This window comes from Microbacterium sp. CH12i (assembly GCF_000685355.1).
Lineage (GTDB): Bacteria > Actinomycetota > Actinomycetes > Actinomycetales > Microbacteriaceae > Microbacterium.
Map to the genome: position 1 here is coordinate 19,665 of NZ_JHET01000002.1, position 14,075 is coordinate 33,739.

The 14,075-nt window shown below is 65.7% G+C and carries 13 protein-coding genes and 2 pseudogenes; 7 read left to right on the forward strand and 8 right to left on the reverse strand.

What is annotated here, in order from left to right; genetic code table 11:
- Positions 1–63: 63 nt before the first annotated feature.
- On the reverse strand, positions 64–1,053 hold the full coding sequence (locus DC31_RS01865; protein ID WP_036276367.1) for an ABC transporter substrate-binding protein: 990 nt from the start codon (positions 1,051–1,053) through the stop codon (positions 64–66).
- Positions 1,054–1,212: 159 nt separating this feature from the next.
- A pseudogene (locus DC31_RS01870) lies at positions 1,213–2,465 on the reverse strand (D-arabinono-1,4-lactone oxidase).
- A gap of 85 nt (positions 2,466–2,550) precedes the next feature.
- Here DC31_RS01870 and DC31_RS18345 point away from each other — a divergent pair.
- The 6 genes from DC31_RS18345 (at position 2,551) to cofC (ending at position 6,363) form a co-directional block, all read left to right on the forward strand.
- On the forward strand, positions 2,551–2,706 hold the full coding sequence (locus DC31_RS18345; RefSeq protein WP_160173188.1) for a hypothetical protein: 156 nt from the start codon (positions 2,551–2,553) through the stop codon (positions 2,704–2,706).
- A 123-nt stretch (positions 2,707–2,829) separates the two neighbouring features.
- Positions 2,830–3,624: a hypothetical protein gene (locus tag DC31_RS01875; protein WP_235201305.1), complete on the forward strand. Its 795-nt coding sequence runs from the start codon at positions 2,830–2,832 to the stop codon at positions 3,622–3,624.
- Positions 3,512–3,829 (forward strand): ABC transporter substrate-binding protein, encoded by a 318-nt coding sequence (locus tag DC31_RS18960; RefSeq protein WP_235201297.1) that lies wholly within the window; start codon positions 3,512–3,514, stop codon positions 3,827–3,829. The genes DC31_RS01875 and DC31_RS18960 overlap by 113 nt, the downstream gene beginning before the upstream one ends.
- Complete coding sequence (locus DC31_RS01880) at positions 3,826–4,893, forward strand: putative F420-0 ABC transporter permease subunit (RefSeq protein ID WP_442921833.1); 1,068 nt, start codon at positions 3,826–3,828, stop codon at positions 4,891–4,893. The genes DC31_RS18960 and DC31_RS01880 overlap by 4 nt, the downstream gene beginning before the upstream one ends.
- Entirely contained in the window at positions 4,890–5,720 is an 831-nt protein-coding gene (locus tag DC31_RS01885) for an ABC transporter ATP-binding protein (RefSeq protein ID WP_051606318.1), read from the forward strand. The genes DC31_RS01880 and DC31_RS01885 overlap by 4 nt, the downstream gene beginning before the upstream one ends.
- On the forward strand, positions 5,710–6,363 hold the full coding sequence (gene cofC, locus DC31_RS01890) for a 2-phospho-L-lactate guanylyltransferase (RefSeq protein WP_235201268.1): 654 nt from the start codon (positions 5,710–5,712) through the stop codon (positions 6,361–6,363). The genes DC31_RS01885 and cofC overlap by 11 nt, the downstream gene beginning before the upstream one ends.
- Here cofC and cofD read toward each other — a convergent pair.
- From cofD to DC31_RS01920, 6 genes and pseudogenes are all read right to left on the reverse strand, one after another.
- The gene (cofD, locus tag DC31_RS01895) at positions 6,348–7,373 is read right to left on the reverse strand and encodes a 2-phospho-L-lactate transferase (RefSeq protein ID WP_051606320.1); all 1,026 of its coding nucleotides are present in this window, start codon (positions 7,371–7,373) and stop codon (positions 6,348–6,350) included. The genes cofC and cofD overlap by 16 nt on opposite strands.
- A 2-nt stretch (positions 7,374–7,375) precedes the next feature.
- Positions 7,376–8,392, reverse strand: coding sequence for a glucose-6-phosphate dehydrogenase (coenzyme-F420) (gene fgd, locus DC31_RS01900; protein WP_036276370.1), 1,017 nt, complete (start codon positions 8,390–8,392; stop codon positions 7,376–7,378).
- Positions 8,370–9,193, reverse strand: a pseudogene (gene cofE, locus DC31_RS01905) (coenzyme F420-0:L-glutamate ligase). Before cofE ends, fgd begins: the two are co-directional and overlap by 23 nt.
- A gap of 6 nt (positions 9,194–9,199) precedes the next feature.
- Positions 9,200–10,216, reverse strand: coding sequence for an LLM class flavin-dependent oxidoreductase (locus tag DC31_RS01910; RefSeq protein ID WP_235201269.1), 1,017 nt, complete (start codon positions 10,214–10,216; stop codon positions 9,200–9,202).
- Positions 10,217–10,264: 48 nt separating this feature from the next.
- On the reverse strand, positions 10,265–12,661 hold the full coding sequence (gene ppsA, locus DC31_RS01915) for a phosphoenolpyruvate synthase (protein WP_036276372.1): 2,397 nt from the start codon (positions 12,659–12,661) through the stop codon (positions 10,265–10,267).
- A 37-nt stretch (positions 12,662–12,698) separates the two neighbouring features.
- Positions 12,699–13,535 carry a pyruvate, water dikinase regulatory protein gene (locus tag DC31_RS01920; RefSeq protein ID WP_036276376.1) on the reverse strand — a complete coding sequence of 279 codons (837 nt, stop codon included), beginning with the start codon at positions 13,533–13,535 and terminating at the stop codon, positions 12,699–12,701.
- Between the two features lie 185 nt (positions 13,536–13,720).
- Between DC31_RS01920 and DC31_RS01925 the strand changes: the two genes are divergently transcribed.
- Positions 13,721–14,065 (forward strand): MarR family winged helix-turn-helix transcriptional regulator, encoded by a 345-nt coding sequence (locus tag DC31_RS01925; protein WP_081813668.1) that lies wholly within the window; start codon positions 13,721–13,723, stop codon positions 14,063–14,065.
- Positions 14,066–14,075: the final 10 nt, after the last annotated feature.

The window sequence follows — 14,075 nt, forward strand, 5'->3', positions numbered from 1 at the left end:
CTTCTCCATCGAAGGGGTGAAACCGGGAGCGAACAGGTTCGTCCGCTCCCGGCAGGGTCGTGCTCAGTACTGGCGGTCGGGCAGCGCCTCGATCGCCTGCTCCTTGGTGAAGGTGGTCTCCTCGGTGACAATACGGGGTTCGACCGTTCCGCCGTCATTCAGGGTCTTGACGATGTCGACCAGCTGCGCGCCGAGCAGCGGCGAGCACTCAACGATGAAGTTGATCTTGCCGTCGGCAAGAGCCTGCATGCCGTCCTTGACGGCGTCAACGGTGACGATCTTGATGTCTACGCCCGGTACGAGACCGGCAGCTTCAATCGCCTCGATCGCTCCGAGGCCCATGTCATCGTTGTGCGCGTAAACGAGGTCGATGTCCGGGTTGGACTTCAGCAGCGCCTCCATTACCTGCAGCCCGCCAGCACGAGTGAAGTCGCCGGTCTGGCTGGCGACGGTCTCGAACTTGTCGTCCTTGCCGACGACCTCGGCGAATCCTTCGGCGCGGTCAATTGCAGGAGCGGCACCCGTCGTGCCCTCCAGCTGGACGACCTTGACGGAGTCCGCATCCGCAAACTCTTCGACCGCCCATTCGCCGGCCTTCTTGCCCTCTTCGATGAAGTCAGAACCCAAGAAACTGACGTACAGCGACGTGTCCTTCGAGTCGACAGCGCGGTCGGTGAGGATGACCGGGATGCCTGCGGCCTTTGCCTCATTCAGCACGGCGTCCCATCCGGTCTCGACGACGGGTGAGAACGCGATGTAGTCGACGCCCTGCTGGATGTAGGAGCGAATCGCCTTGATCTGGTTCTCCTGCTTCTGCTGGGCATCGGAGAACTTGAGCTCGATGCCTGCATCCGCGAATGCGGCCTGAACATCTTTGGTGTTGGCCGTGCGCCACCCCGATTCTGCACCGACCTGAGCGAAGCCGACGACCAGGTCACCGACAGCCTTCGGTTCGCTGGATCCGCCAGCTGCGGGTGTGTCGCCGCCCGCAGCACAGCCTGCAAGACCAAGCAGCAGAATGCCGGCCGCAGCGATCGAAATGAGCTTCTTCATGGTGAACCTCCTTGTTCGTCCGGTACCAATGCGGCGATATTCCGCCGTGCGTACGGGGCGGCCGCCATGGCAGCTCCCCGAATGTTAGCGCTCACTGTTAGCGCTCACAAGAGCGCAAACTCCCCACATTGCAACGAAAGGGTAACGACGAAAAGAGCGTTAAAGCCCCAGCCGCTGCAGGTACTCGTTGACGAATCGACGCTCCGGGTCGAACTGCGCGCGCAGCTCAGCGAAGTCATTCCAGCGCGGATAGCGGCTTCGCACTTCGGCGCCGTCGAGTGTGTAGACCTTGCCCCAGTGCGGACGAGTGGATGCCGGGAGCGCTGCTTCGAGGTCGGGCAGCAGCGCCCGAATCGCCGGCTCATCGTTCTTCCAGGTGAAGTGCAGTGCGACAGCATCCGTGCCGTATGAGGAACTCAGCCACAGGTCATCGGCGCGCACCGTGCGCACCTCATTCACCAGCAAGATCGGCGCAATGCGATCGGCAAGCGAACGCACGGCCTCAATCGCCTCGACAGCATCCGCGCGCGGCACGAGGAATTCGCTCTGAATCTCGGCTCCCGCAGATGGAGTGAACTCCAGGCGGAAGTGGGGTAGTCGCTGGAACCAGGGCCCTGCCACGCCGCCTGATCGCTGGTGGCGTCGGGGTCGACGCCGAGAATCGGATGCCGTGGGCCGTCGGCCGCTGTCGCGCCCAGCCGTTCTGCGAGCTCGGCCCGATCCGCCGCACGCCCGTCTGGCTGGCGCTGCTTCACCCAAATCTGGTCGGCGGCATCTGTGCGTCGCCAGGTGGAGAAGATGCTCACGCTCGTGCCCGCGCCGGTGACAGCATCCAGATCGGCGAGAATCGCATCCCAGCTCGGCTGCTCGTACACGTACTGGGCCACCTGATAGGTCGGTTCGACATCGAGGGTGACATCGAGCACGACGCCGAGCGCACCCAGACTGACGACGGCACCGTCGAAGTCCGCGTCGCCACGCGAGATTTGGCGGGTTTCGCCGGAGGTGGTCATGACCGTGAGCCCGCGGACTGCAGAGGCCAGCGAGCCGGTGCGATCTCCCGAGCCGTGTGTGCCGGTGGCCACCGCTCCGGCGACCGAGATGTGCGGGAGGGAGGCGAGATTCGCCAGCGCCAGCCCCTGCGCTTCAAGTACCGGAGCAATGTCGCCGTAGCGCGCTCCGGCCGAGACGCGCACGCTGTCGCCGTCCTCACTCACCTCAATTTCGAGCGGCAGGCGGTCAAGCGACAGCAGCGTGCCGTCCGTGTCTGCGATGTCGTTGAAACTGTGCCTGGTGCCGAGCACGCGCACCTGACCGCCCCGGGTGATGAGGGTGCGGACCTCATCCGCCGACTCTGGGTGCTCGACGACAGCTGCCCGGTACTTGAGGTTGCCTGCCCAGTTTTGCTCCATGATGCCCTTGCTCTCCTCAGCGCGCCGCACATCGGCTCGTCGAAGTCTATGCGCGCTCAACGCGGCGTCATCCTCTCTGTCGAGCGTGGATGTCGGCAGCGAGCAGATCGCCGCGAGCGCGGTCGACCTGCTCATCGAGCGCATCGCTGAGAAGGATGTGCGGCGGGCACCGCGCACCGTCAAGCCTGACTTCCGCATCGTGCGACGTGAGTCCACCGGGTTCCCCGGGCTGGGGCGGTAGGTCAGGCAGTCCGCCTCGGCACAGGTATCGACTATACTCGTGCTGATCCTCTGCCTGACTTGGCTGGGAAACTCGGCCGTGAACTTGGCCGCTCGTCATTTCCAGACCAGCGCCAGGAGAATCATGCCCGTACCCCGCCAGCGAATCATCGCCTCGATTGCCGTCCTATTCGCAGCATCCGCTTTCGTTGGCTGTGCATCCACTGCCGAGGCCGCACCCGAGAAGAGCTCGTCGCCTGCCCAGAGCGCCTATCCCCTCACGCTCGACAACTGCGGAACAAGGGTGACGTTCGATAGCGCACCGGAACGCGTCCTCGCGATCAAGTCGACCTCGATTGAGATGATGCTCGCGCTCGGCCTTGAGGACCGGATGATCGGCACCGCCTTCTCGGACGGATCGCTCGCAGAAGCGTGGGCCTCTCGCGGCGCCGAGATCCCGGTGATCTCCGACAAGGTGCCCGGACAAGAGGCGACCCTGGATCTTGAGCCCGACCTCGTCTACGCCGGCTGGGAGTCCAACGTCACGGCCGATGGCGCCGGCGATCGTGCAACGCTCGCGAGCCTGGGGGTGAACACACTCGTCTCTCCTGCTGCCTGCCAGGAGCCCGGATACCAGCCCGATCCGCTGACGTTCGACGACGTCTTCGCCGAGATCGAGCAGGTGGGGGCGATCTTCGCGTCCGGGATGACGCGGCCGCGCTTGTCGCTGGCTTGCAGGACAGCCTCGACGCCGTCACGCCCGATGATCGAGCTTGACCGCGCTCTGGTTCAGCTCGGGCAGCGACACCCCGTTCGTCGGCGCGGGCATCGGCGCACCACAGATGATGATGGATGCCGCCGGCCTCACCAACATCGCCGCAGATGTGGACGAGACCTGGTCAAGCCTGAGTTGGGAAGTCATCGTCGACGCGAATCCTGATGTCATCGTGCTGGTCGATTCTGCGTGGAGTTCAGCGGAGAAGAAGATCGGCATGCTCGAGGCGAACCCGGCGACGGCACAGCTTCCGGCGGTTCTGAACGGTCGGTACTTGATCGTCCCGTTCCCCGCCGGCGAAGCCGGGGTCCGCAATGTCGAGGCCGTCGAGTCTCTGCTCACCCAACTGGAGGCGATCGACCTGCCGTGACCGCCCTCACCTCGAATCAACGCGCGATCGCGCCCGATTCCGATCGGCGCGATCGGTCCGGCGCGCGCACCGGCGCGTGGACGGTCGCGCTCATCATCGCGCTCGGGCTCTCCGTCGTGGTCAGCGTCACCCTGGGCCCGGCGCAGATATCCGCCGGCGAGGTGTGGGGCAGCATCCTGTCTCATCTAGGGATCGGGGAATCCTCTCTGACGACGTTGCGCGACGGGATCATCTGGCAGTTGCGGATGCCGCGCGTGCTCGCCGCCGCCGCAGTCGGCGCCGGTCTCGCGATCTGCGGGGCGATCATGCAGGCGGTGCTGCGCAACCCTCTCGCTGACCCTTATCTGCTCGGTCTCTCCTCCGGCGCATCCTTCGGTGCCGTCCTGGTGATCGTGCTGGGGTTCTCGATCGCGCTTCCTCTCGCCGCGTTCGGCGGTGCTTTGGGCGCGCTGGCACTGACACTCGTGCTAGCCGGTGCGATCGGGCGCATGACCGCATCGCGGACGATCCTGGCCGGCGTCGCCGTCTCTGCGGCGCTCGGCGCGCTGACGAGCCTGGTGATCTTCTGGAGCGCGACCGGCGACACCTACCGGGAGATCCTCGGGTGGTTGCTCGGGTCGCTGGCCGGTGTTACCTGGCCGATGGCCATCCTCGCGCTGGCGGCGATGGTGCTAGTGGGCGGGCCGCTGATGCTGAGCGCTGGCGCCCTGGATGCCTTCGCGTTCGGCGATCGTGCGGCTGCCTCACTCGGGGTCTCGGTCGAGCGAACCCGCTGGATCCTACTCGGCGCCACGGCACTATTGACTGGGTGCCTGGTCGCGGTGAGCGGTTCGATCGGCTTCATCGGTCTGGTCGTCCCCCACGCCGTGCGACTGATCGTCGGCGCGCGGCACCGCGTGCTGCTGCCCTTGTCGGCGCTGACCGGTGCAATCGTCCTGATCTGGGCCGACACCCTGGCCCGCACGCTATTCGACCCGAGGGAACTGCCCGTTGGCGTCGTCACTGCACTCATCGGGGCGCCGTTGTTCGGGCTCCTGCTGCTGCGCTCTCGGAGGATCTCATGACGCGCGCGCCCCTTCGTACTCACGGCGTCTCGTTCAGTCGAGGCGGGCGGATGCTGATCGACGGTATCGACTGCACTGTCGAGGCCGGTTCCCTCACCGCGCTCGTCGGCCCCAACGGCGCGGGCAAGTCGACCCTGTTGCATCTGATCGCCGCCGCGGATGCGCCGACGACGGGCGCGATCGAGCTCGGCGGGACGGATGCTCGCACGATGCGGCGCCGCGCGAGGGCGCGCTACACCGCGCTCGTCGAGCAGCAGGCAGACACCGATCTCGACCTGAGCGTGCTCGATGTCGTGCTGCTCGGGCGCACTCCTCATCTCTCGATGCTCGGCGGGCCGGATCAGGCGGATGCCGATATCGCCCGAGCGGCGCTGCGTCGCGCTGGGGCGGACGCCTTCTCCGAGCGCCGGTTCCAGGAGCTCTCCGGCGGCGAGCGCCAGCGAGTGCTGCTGGCCCGCGCGCTCGCGCAGGAGCCGACGCTGCTGCTCATGGACGAGCCGACCAATCACCTCGATATCCACTCGCAACTGCACACCCTGGGGCTGATGCGAACGCTTGCCGACGATGGCATCGCGATCCTCGCGGCGCTGCATGATCTTCCCCTTGCTGCCCGCTACGCCGACCAGGTCATCGTCGTCGACCATGGTCGGGTCGTGGCATCCGGAGTGCCTGCGGAGACTCTCACTCCTCAGCTGATCCAGCTCGTCTACGGCGTGCGCGCCGATGTGATCCCGCATCCAGTGGACGGCTCGCCGTTGATCGCGTTCTCGCCGCTCGATGCCGGGGTATTGACCGGTTCGTCCACGGGTGGCGTACATGCGCGATGACGCACCGGTGATGCCGTGCCGTGGGAGCGCGGCGCGCATGTGGACGGTGATCGTACCGATCAAGAACACCAAGCGCGCGAAATCGAGGTTCAACGTCGCAGAAGGCGAGCGCGCCGCCCTCGCCCTGGCGCTGGCGACAGACACCGTTCTTGCCGCTTTGGCTTGCAATGCGGTGGGCGAGGTCATCGTCGTGACCGATGACAATGACCTTCCCCGGTGGCTGCCCGACACCGTGCGTTTCGTGCCTGATCCAGATGCGGGGCTGAACGCGGCGATCGCCGCTGGCGCGGCAGCCGCATCACTGCATTGGCGTGCAGCGCTGCTCGGCGATTTGCCGGCGCTCACCCCTGTCGATCTCGGCGAAGCGCTTCACATGGCGTGCGGCGTGCCCCGCGGGGTGGTGGCGGATGCTGAGGGCATCGGATCCACGCTGGTGACCGCGTCGGCAGACGTCCACTGGGAATCGATGTTCGGACCGGGATCGTTCGCGGCGCACCAGCGGATGGGATGCGTCGCGATGAATGTTCCCGCTCAGTCGTCTCTGCGCCGCGACGTCGACACGGCTGCCGGCCTCGCTCATGCCGCCGAGCTCGGCCTTGGCGTGCACACCGCGGCCTGGCACACTTCTTACCGCGCGGCTTGACCACGCCTCGGCCGGTGCACCTCGCCGGCCCGCATGGCGTCCTCCGCGAGCGCGGCCGACGTGTCGAGATCCCGCATCCACAAGGGCCTGACGACCGCAGCGATGCCGGATGCGTCGATGTTGGCTGAGAGCACGGAATCCTCCTCGGCGATCAGCCATGCATCGAGCAATCCCCCGTCCGCACGCGCTCCGTAGTGCGCCGCGACCGCCGCCGCGCTCGAATCGACACCGATCGCCGCCAGACAGACATCGGCCATGCCTCTGACAACGCTGCCGGCGATGATCGGCGACGTTCCGACAATGGATGCCGGAGTGTCACGCAGCGCGTCACGGATACCGGGGACAGCGAGGATGGGCCCGATCGAGACGACTGGATTCGACGGGGCGAGCAGCACCAGATCAGCGTCGGCGATGCTCTCGATCACGCCGGGCGCGGGAGATGCCGCGGCGACTCCTGGATTGTCGAAGCGCACAGGTGTCAACGCTGCCCGGTGTCGCGTCCACCATTCTTGGAAGTGCATCGAGCGCTCCGCGGTGCCCTCGCGAACCGTCACGATCGTGTCGACCTCCGCGTCGGTCATAGGAAGGATTCGCGCGCCCAGAGGCCATCGTTGCGCCATCCGGCCGATCACCTCGCTGGCTGTCGCACCATCGCGCAACCATCCCGTCCGCGCGAGATGCAACCCTAGATCCAGGTCGCCGAGAGTGAACCATGGCCAGCTGGCACCCCACTGCGTGAGTTCCGCGCTGACCCGCTCGGATTCGCCCGCGCGGCCCCACCCACGTTGAGCGTCGTTGACCCCCGCCAGTGCGTAAACGAGGGAGTCGACGTCGGGCTGCAGCCGCACTCCTGTCAACCACAGATCATCACCGGTGTTCGCGATGATCGTCAGATGCGAGGCAGCGTCTGCTCCCCTGCGTCGCAGCGCCTCGCGCACGCCGAGTGCGAAATTGGAGCCGCCGACTCCCCCGGCGAGCACCACAATCCGCGGAGCACGGGAGTCGCTCATTCTTACAGCGCCCGCAGTCTCGGTGCGAGGTCTCGTTCGAACAACGTCATGAAGCGTTCCTGGTCGTGGCCGGGGGCGTGGAAGACGAGGTGGTTGAAGCCCCAGTCGATGTACTCCTTGATCTCCGCGACGACCTGATCCGGGTCGGTGCCGACGATCCAGCGCTTCGCGACCTGTTCGATCGGGAGGGCATCCGCGGCCTTCTCCATCTCGATCGGGTCGGTGATGTCGTGCTTCTGTTCTTTCGACAAGGACAGCGGCGCCCAGAAGCGGGTGTTCTCCAGCGCGGCCGCAGTCGTCTCCTCATAGGACAGCTTGATCTCGATCATCCGATCGATCTGCTCGAAGCTGCGACCGCCCGCGGCCGCACCCTCCTTGACCGCGGGCACGAGGCTGTCGACGTACAGTTCCCGACCCTTGCCCGAGGTGCAGATGAACCCGTCACCCGCACGCCCGGCGTACTTCGCCACCGTCGGGCCACCCGCGGCGATATACACCGGGACACCGCCCTCTGGGACGTCATAGATGGATGCATCGTGCGTGGAATAGTACTCGCCGTCGAAGCTCGTCCGCTCCCCCGTCCACAACGCCCGCATCAAACGGATCGACTCGCGAAGCCGAGCGAAGCGTTCACGGAACTCCGGCCACTCCTGCTCACCCGCACCCTGGAATCCAGTGGCGATCTCGTTCAACGCCTCGCCGGTGCCGACGCCGAGGAAGACCCGCCCCGGGCTCAGGCATCCGAGCGTCGCGAACGCCTGCGCGATCACCGCAGGGTTGTAGCGGAACGTCGGCGTCATCACACTCGTACCGATCCGAATCCGCTCGGTGCGCGCTCCGACGGCCGCGGCCCACGCGATCGAGAACGGCGCGTGACCACCCGTGTATCGCCACGGCTGGAAATGATCACTCACTGCCACCGACTCGAACCCATGCCGCTCCGCCGCAACAGCGATATCGACCAGCTCACGCGGAGCGAACTGCTCGGCAGATGCCTTATAACCCAGTGTCAGCGTCATTGACTGTCTCCTTCGTTTCAGCGGCCGCACCGGCAGCTTTGTATCCCTCGTCGAATCCGATCCGGTGCGCCTCGTCGGCGCCGAGTCGGAACATGTCCTTCTCGGAAGATCTCACGATGCTCGAGGCGCCGGGAAGATCAAGGCCGCCCACGAGGCGTCCCAGTCCCCGCACGACAGCAACCGGGCATCCGCTGATCTTGCCCTTGACCAGGTCACCGGCAGCCGCCAGCTCATCCGCAACGCAGGGCTGCGTCACGATCAGTGGACGACCTGCACTGTCGAGCTCGCCCTGCAGCTGGTCGAAGACGTGCACTCCCGCGGCGCGATAGCGACATCGGTCTGCCCATCGCGCCACGGGCGCCCCAGGGTGTCGCTCACGATGATGCCGACCTTCACACCGCTCTCGGCACGGATCTCCGACGCGATTTTGCGGGCAGAAGCATCCGGATCCACGGGCAGCAGCAGGATCGTCCCCGGTTCGGTGTTGGAGGCATCCACGCCCGCGGCGGCCCCGACGATGCCGAGACGGTTCTGCACGATGCGCGTCACACCACCGTCCGCGCGTTCACGCGTCGCGACGACACGGACGGTCTCGGAGGTGATCGCGTCCTCGCGGTCCTCCGCTCGCACCGACCGCCCCTCAGCCTTCGAGACGATCTTCGATGTAACGACCAGGATGTCGCCATCGATCAGTTCGTCTCCGGCCGCGGTGATGGCATCCAGAATCATTCTGGGCAGGTCAGCACCCGCGGCGACTTCGGGGATTCCCGCGAGTGCCCACACCTGCATCCGATCAGTCATGTCATTTCACCAATTTCGGGAGAATCTCACGGCCGGCAATCTCGATCCATTCGCCCTGTGTGCGCGACCCAACGTTGTGCATATGGACGGCGTCGAAGCGAGATCAAAGAATGACTGCAGGTACGCGCGATGAACCTCGGGGTCGGATGAGACGGGGATGCGCGCGCGAATGTCGTCGGCTGTGACGGAACGCGCGAGTTGATCGACGTCGAACGGCGAGCGGATGTCGCCCCTTGGGAAACGCAAGCCAGCCATCGGCCAGTCCCGCAATGCCTGGGTCATCGCCTCGTCATCGGTGGGCGCCCACGATAGCTGCGCGTGGACAACCGTCTGCGCGGACTCCGTGGAACGTCCAGCCTCCCGCCGGCCCTCCCGAAATGCATTGAGCAATGCCGCCATTCGCTCTGCCGGGCCTGCCTGCACGACCATGCCGTCGAGGGTGCGCCCCGCACGCCGCGCCGTCATCGGACCGCCTGCCCAGACCTGCATCAGGGGCGGCGACGTGGGCATCGTCCACAGGCGCGACGATTCCAACCGAAAGTGCGGGCCGGAATGACGAGTGTCATTGCCCTTGGCCGAGGCTGCGAAGAGTTTGCGGATGACCTCTGCCGCGTCGAACAGCCGCGCCGCACGCTCGGACGCTTCCGGCCAGTACTGACCCACGATGTGTTCGTCGATCGCGTCACCCGCGGAGAGGATGAGCCGGTGCCGGTTCGGATACAACGTCGCCAGCGTCGCGCTGGCCTGCGCCACCGCTGCTGGATGCATCCGATAGCCCGGCACGGCCGAAGCTGTCACCATTCCGGTGGTCTGCTGCCCGATGGCACCGAGCACAGCCCACGCGAACGACGCATTTCCCTGGCTGGGTAGCCACGGCTGGAACCGGTCAGCCACGACCGTGCCAGCGAAACCGCTCTTGTCGGCCGCGGCCGCCAGTTCGACCGCGGCATCCGGAGCGAACTGCTCCAGCGCGACGACGTGATGAACCTCACCGGGCGTGGAGTTCATCGAGCTGGACATCATACCGGAAGCTTATTGCCCGCCTGACAGGGCACGGTTCCCGGCGACCTGTCAGCCGGCAACGGGAACCGCCTTGTCCGCTCGCTGTGCCAGCCGCATCCAGGTCTCGACCACCGTGTCGGGGTTGAGTGACATCGATTCGATGCCCTGATCGAGCAGCCAGTCGGCGAGGTCCGGGTGGTCCGACGGACCCTGTCCGCAGATGCCGACGTACTTGCCGCGGCGCAGGCATGCCTCGATCGCCATCGCGAGCATCTTCTTCACTGCGGGGTCGCGCTCGTCGAATGTCGCAGCGACGAGCGCCGAGTCTCGGTCAAGGCCAAGCGTCAGCTGCGTCATGTCGTTCGAACCGATCGAGAATCCATCGAAGTGGTCGAGGAACTCATCCGCCAGCAGCGCGTTCGACGGCACCTCGCACATCATCACGACCTCGAGCCCGTTCTCACCTCGGCGCAGACCGTTGGCGGCGAGAAGCTCGACAACGGCTGCGCCCTCGGCGACCGTGCGCACGAACGGGATCATGATCTTGACGTTCGTAAGCCCCATGTCGTCGCGCACGCGACGAATCGCCTCGCACTCCATGTCGAAGCACTCGCGGAAGTCCGCCGAGATGTACCGCGACGCCCCGCGGTACCCGATCATCGGGTTCTCCTCGTGCGGCTCGTAACGGTCACCGCCGAGCAGGTTGGCGTACTCGTTCGATTTGAAGTCGCTCATCCGCACGATCACCGGCTCCGGAGCGAACGCCGCCGCGAGCATCGCGACACCCTCGGCAACTCGCTGGATGAAGTACTCACGCGCGGTCGGGTACGCGGCGATGCGGTCGGCGATCTGGGTCTTCAGGTCATCCGGGAGCGAGTCGTATTCGAGGAGCGCACGCGGATGGATGCCAATCTGGCGGTTGATGATGAACTCCAGGCGCGCGAGTCCGATGCCGCGATTGGGCAAGCGGGAGAAGGAGAAGGCCTGATCGGGTGTGCCGACGTTCATCATGATCTTGACCGGGACCTCCGGCATCCGATCCAGGTGCGTCTCCTCCTCAGTGAAGTCGAGGAGACCCTGGTAGACGAGTCCGTCGTCGCCTTCGGCGCACGAGACGGTGACATCGAGGCCGTCCGGGAGCACGCTGGTCGCATCTCCCGTGCCGACGACGGCAGGGATGCCGAGCTCGCGCGCGATGATCGCCGCGTGACAGGTGCGGCCACCGCGGTTCGTGACGATCGCGGACGCCTTCTTCATGATCGGCTCCCAGTCGGGGTCGGTCATATCGGCCACGAGCACATCGCCCGCCGTGAAGTCCGCCATCTGATCGATGCTGCGCAGCACGCTCACAGCTCCCGATCCGATCTTCTGGCCGATGGCACGTCCAGTGGAGAGCACCTCGCTGCGCTCGGCCAGCACGAAGCGGCGCATGACGTTCGCATCGGCGCGGGAGACGACGGTCTCGGGGCGAGCTTGCAAGATGTAGATCCGGCCGTCGACGCCGTCACGCGCCCACTCGATGTCCATCGGTCGGCCGTAGTGCTGCTCGATCGTGACCGCGTGCCTGGCAAGCTCTTCGACCTCGGCATCCGTGATGCTGAGCAGCCGGCGCAGGTCAGCCGGGACGTCCTCGAAGACCGTCGTGCCGCCGACCTGCTCGCTCTCGGTGTATCGCATCGCGATGGCCTTCTCGCCGACGGAGCGCTTGAGGATCGCGGGACGGAGGGCGGCAAGCGCCGGCTTGTAAACGTAGAACTCATCGGGGTTCACAGCACCTTGCACGACGGCCTCGCCCAGTCCGTAGGAGCTGGTGATGAAGACCGCATCCTCAAAACCTGATTCGGTGTCGACGGTGAACATCACTCCGGACGCTCCGATATCAGAGCGCACCATCCGCTGCACCCCGACGGAGAGCGCGACGTCGTGGTGGTCGAAGCCGTTGTGCACCCGGTATGAGATCGCTCGGTCGTTGTAAAGCGAGGAGAACACCTGCTTCACTGCCTGCAGGATGTGCTCGATACCGGAGATGTTAAGGAAGGTCTCCTGCTGCCCGGCGAAGGAGGCGTCTGGCAGATCCTCTGCGGTGGCCGAGGAGCGCACTGCCCAGGAGACAGAGTCGGGTGCGGGGTCGTTCTCGACCAGGCGCGTGTAAGCGTCACGGATGTCGCGTTCGATGTCGGCGGGCAGGGGCTGCTGCTCGATCCATTCGCGCACCGTTGCGCCGACGCGGGAGAGCTGGGTGACGTCATCGACATCGATTGCTTCGACCGCCTCGCGGATGCGCAGGTCGAGGCCGCTCTCGGCGAGGAACGCACGGTAGGCATCCGCTGTCGTCGCGAAACCTCCAGGCACGCGCACGCCCAGGTCGGAGAGGTGGGAGACCATTTCGCCGAGGGAGGCGTTCTTGCCGCCTACTTGGGGAAGGTCTGCCATGCCGACTTCGTCGAACCAGAGGATGTTGCTCATAGTGATGCTTCTTTCACTGGGCTCATTGAAAACACGGTCACGCACGCAGCTTCATGGTCTGCATGATGACCGCGGACATCTCCTCGACGCTTTTGGTCGCGGAGTTCAGGAAGGGAACACGGTTTCGTCGATAGAGGTCTTCTGCGCGGCGCAGCTCGATGGTGCACTGCTCGAGGCTGGAGTACTGCGAGCTGGGGCGCCGCTCATGGCGGACCTGGCTCAGTCGCAGCGGAGTGGTGGTGAGTCCGAAGCAGCGGGCGCCGTACTTCGCGACGGCGCGCGGGAGTCCCTCGGTCGGGTAGTCGTCGTCCGTCAGGGGGTAGTTTGCGACTCGCAGCCCGTGCTGCAGCGCAAGGTACATGGTCGTGGGTGTCTTGCCGCAGCGGGACGGGGCGATGATGATCGCATCCGCTTGGTCGAGAGCTCTCGCGCTCTGGCCGTCATCATGCTCGATGGCGTACTCGACAGCGCGCATACGTGCGAAGTAGCGGTCGGTGTCGCCGAGGCCGTGATAATTGCCGAGTTGTTCGGATGCCGTCACGCCGAGCGCTTGTTCGAGCTCGGTGAGGTGGCCGGCGAGGAGGTCGATGAGCGTGGCTTTGGAGGTAGCGAGGATGCTGCGGAGTGCAGCGTGCTTCACCGTGGTGAAGACGAGCGGTGCGCGGCCTTGTTCTGCGTCAGCGTCGATGCTGGCGACGACGCTGCGCGCCTCGGCGTCTGTGACGACGAACGGGATCGTGTGCTTGAGGAAGCGGATGCCGGGGAAGTTTGCGAGAAGTGCATTGCCGAGGGTTTCGGCGGTGACACCCGTGCTATCCGAGACGAAGTACGCGGCGCGCTGGGCTGCGATGTCTGGGACAGTGGGGGCGGGCATGATTCGACGGTACGGAAAGTTCGTACTGACTATTGACCAATCACAGACGAAGAATTCGCCGTTTTTGCGAAATCAGCAAGGTCTTGAGACTCCGCCCGTATCGCGGACCACCCCAACGTGCCCACAACGCACAAGCTCTGCGAGGTGTGTTCGCTCAGGTGCGCCAAGACGAATAGATTTCCGAGATGCTGAGGCTGCTCGCCTTCACACGCGAGGGACGGATGCCGATGGCCAGCGCTATCGCGCGGCTGCAGGTTCACCCGACCAGCGTGACGAACACCGTCTCGCGCCTCGTCAAGGACGGGCTCGTGCAGCGCGAGACGCACCCCGACGACGGACGCGCCGCACTCGTCGTGCTGACGGATACCGGCCGCGAGGTCATCGAAAAGGCCACGGCATCCCTCAACGACGTGTTCAGCGACGTGGGCCTCGCCGACGACGACACGGTCGACCTCGTGCGCATCCTCGCACGCTTTCGCAAGGATGCGGGCGACTTCCGGGATCCCGTACCGGGCCCCGATCCGCTGTGAATCGGCGCTG

Bases quoted from the DNA above. Each gene is read 5' to 3' on its own strand.
- DC31_RS01875 (WP_235201305.1), top strand. From the start codon at position 2,830: ATGCCCGTACCCCGCCAGCGAATCATCGCCTCGATTGCCGTCCTATTC.
- ppsA (WP_036276372.1), bottom strand. From the start codon at position 12,661: ATGAGCAACATCCTCTGGTTCGACGAAGTCGGCATGGCAGACCTTCCC.
- cofC (WP_235201268.1), top strand. From the start codon at position 5,710: ATGCGCGATGACGCACCGGTGATGCCGTGCCGTGGGAGCGCGGCGCGC.
- DC31_RS01910 (WP_235201269.1), bottom strand. From the start codon at position 10,216: ATGATGTCCAGCTCGATGAACTCCACGCCCGGTGAGGTTCATCACGTC.
- DC31_RS01865 (WP_036276367.1), bottom strand. From the start codon at position 1,053: ATGAAGAAGCTCATTTCGATCGCTGCGGCCGGCATTCTGCTGCTTGGT.
- fgd (WP_036276370.1), bottom strand. From the start codon at position 8,392: ATGACGCTGACACTGGGTTATAAGGCATCTGCCGAGCAGTTCGCTCCG.
- DC31_RS01920 (WP_036276376.1), bottom strand. From the start codon at position 13,535: ATGCCCGCCCCCACTGTCCCAGACATCGCAGCCCAGCGCGCCGCGTAC.
- DC31_RS01925 (WP_081813668.1), top strand. From the start codon at position 13,721: ATGCTGAGGCTGCTCGCCTTCACACGCGAGGGACGGATGCCGATGGCC.
- cofD (WP_051606320.1), bottom strand. From the start codon at position 7,373: ATGAGCGACTCCCGTGCTCCGCGGATTGTGGTGCTCGCCGGGGGAGTC.
- DC31_RS01885 (WP_051606318.1), top strand. From the start codon at position 4,890: ATGACGCGCGCGCCCCTTCGTACTCACGGCGTCTCGTTCAGTCGAGGC.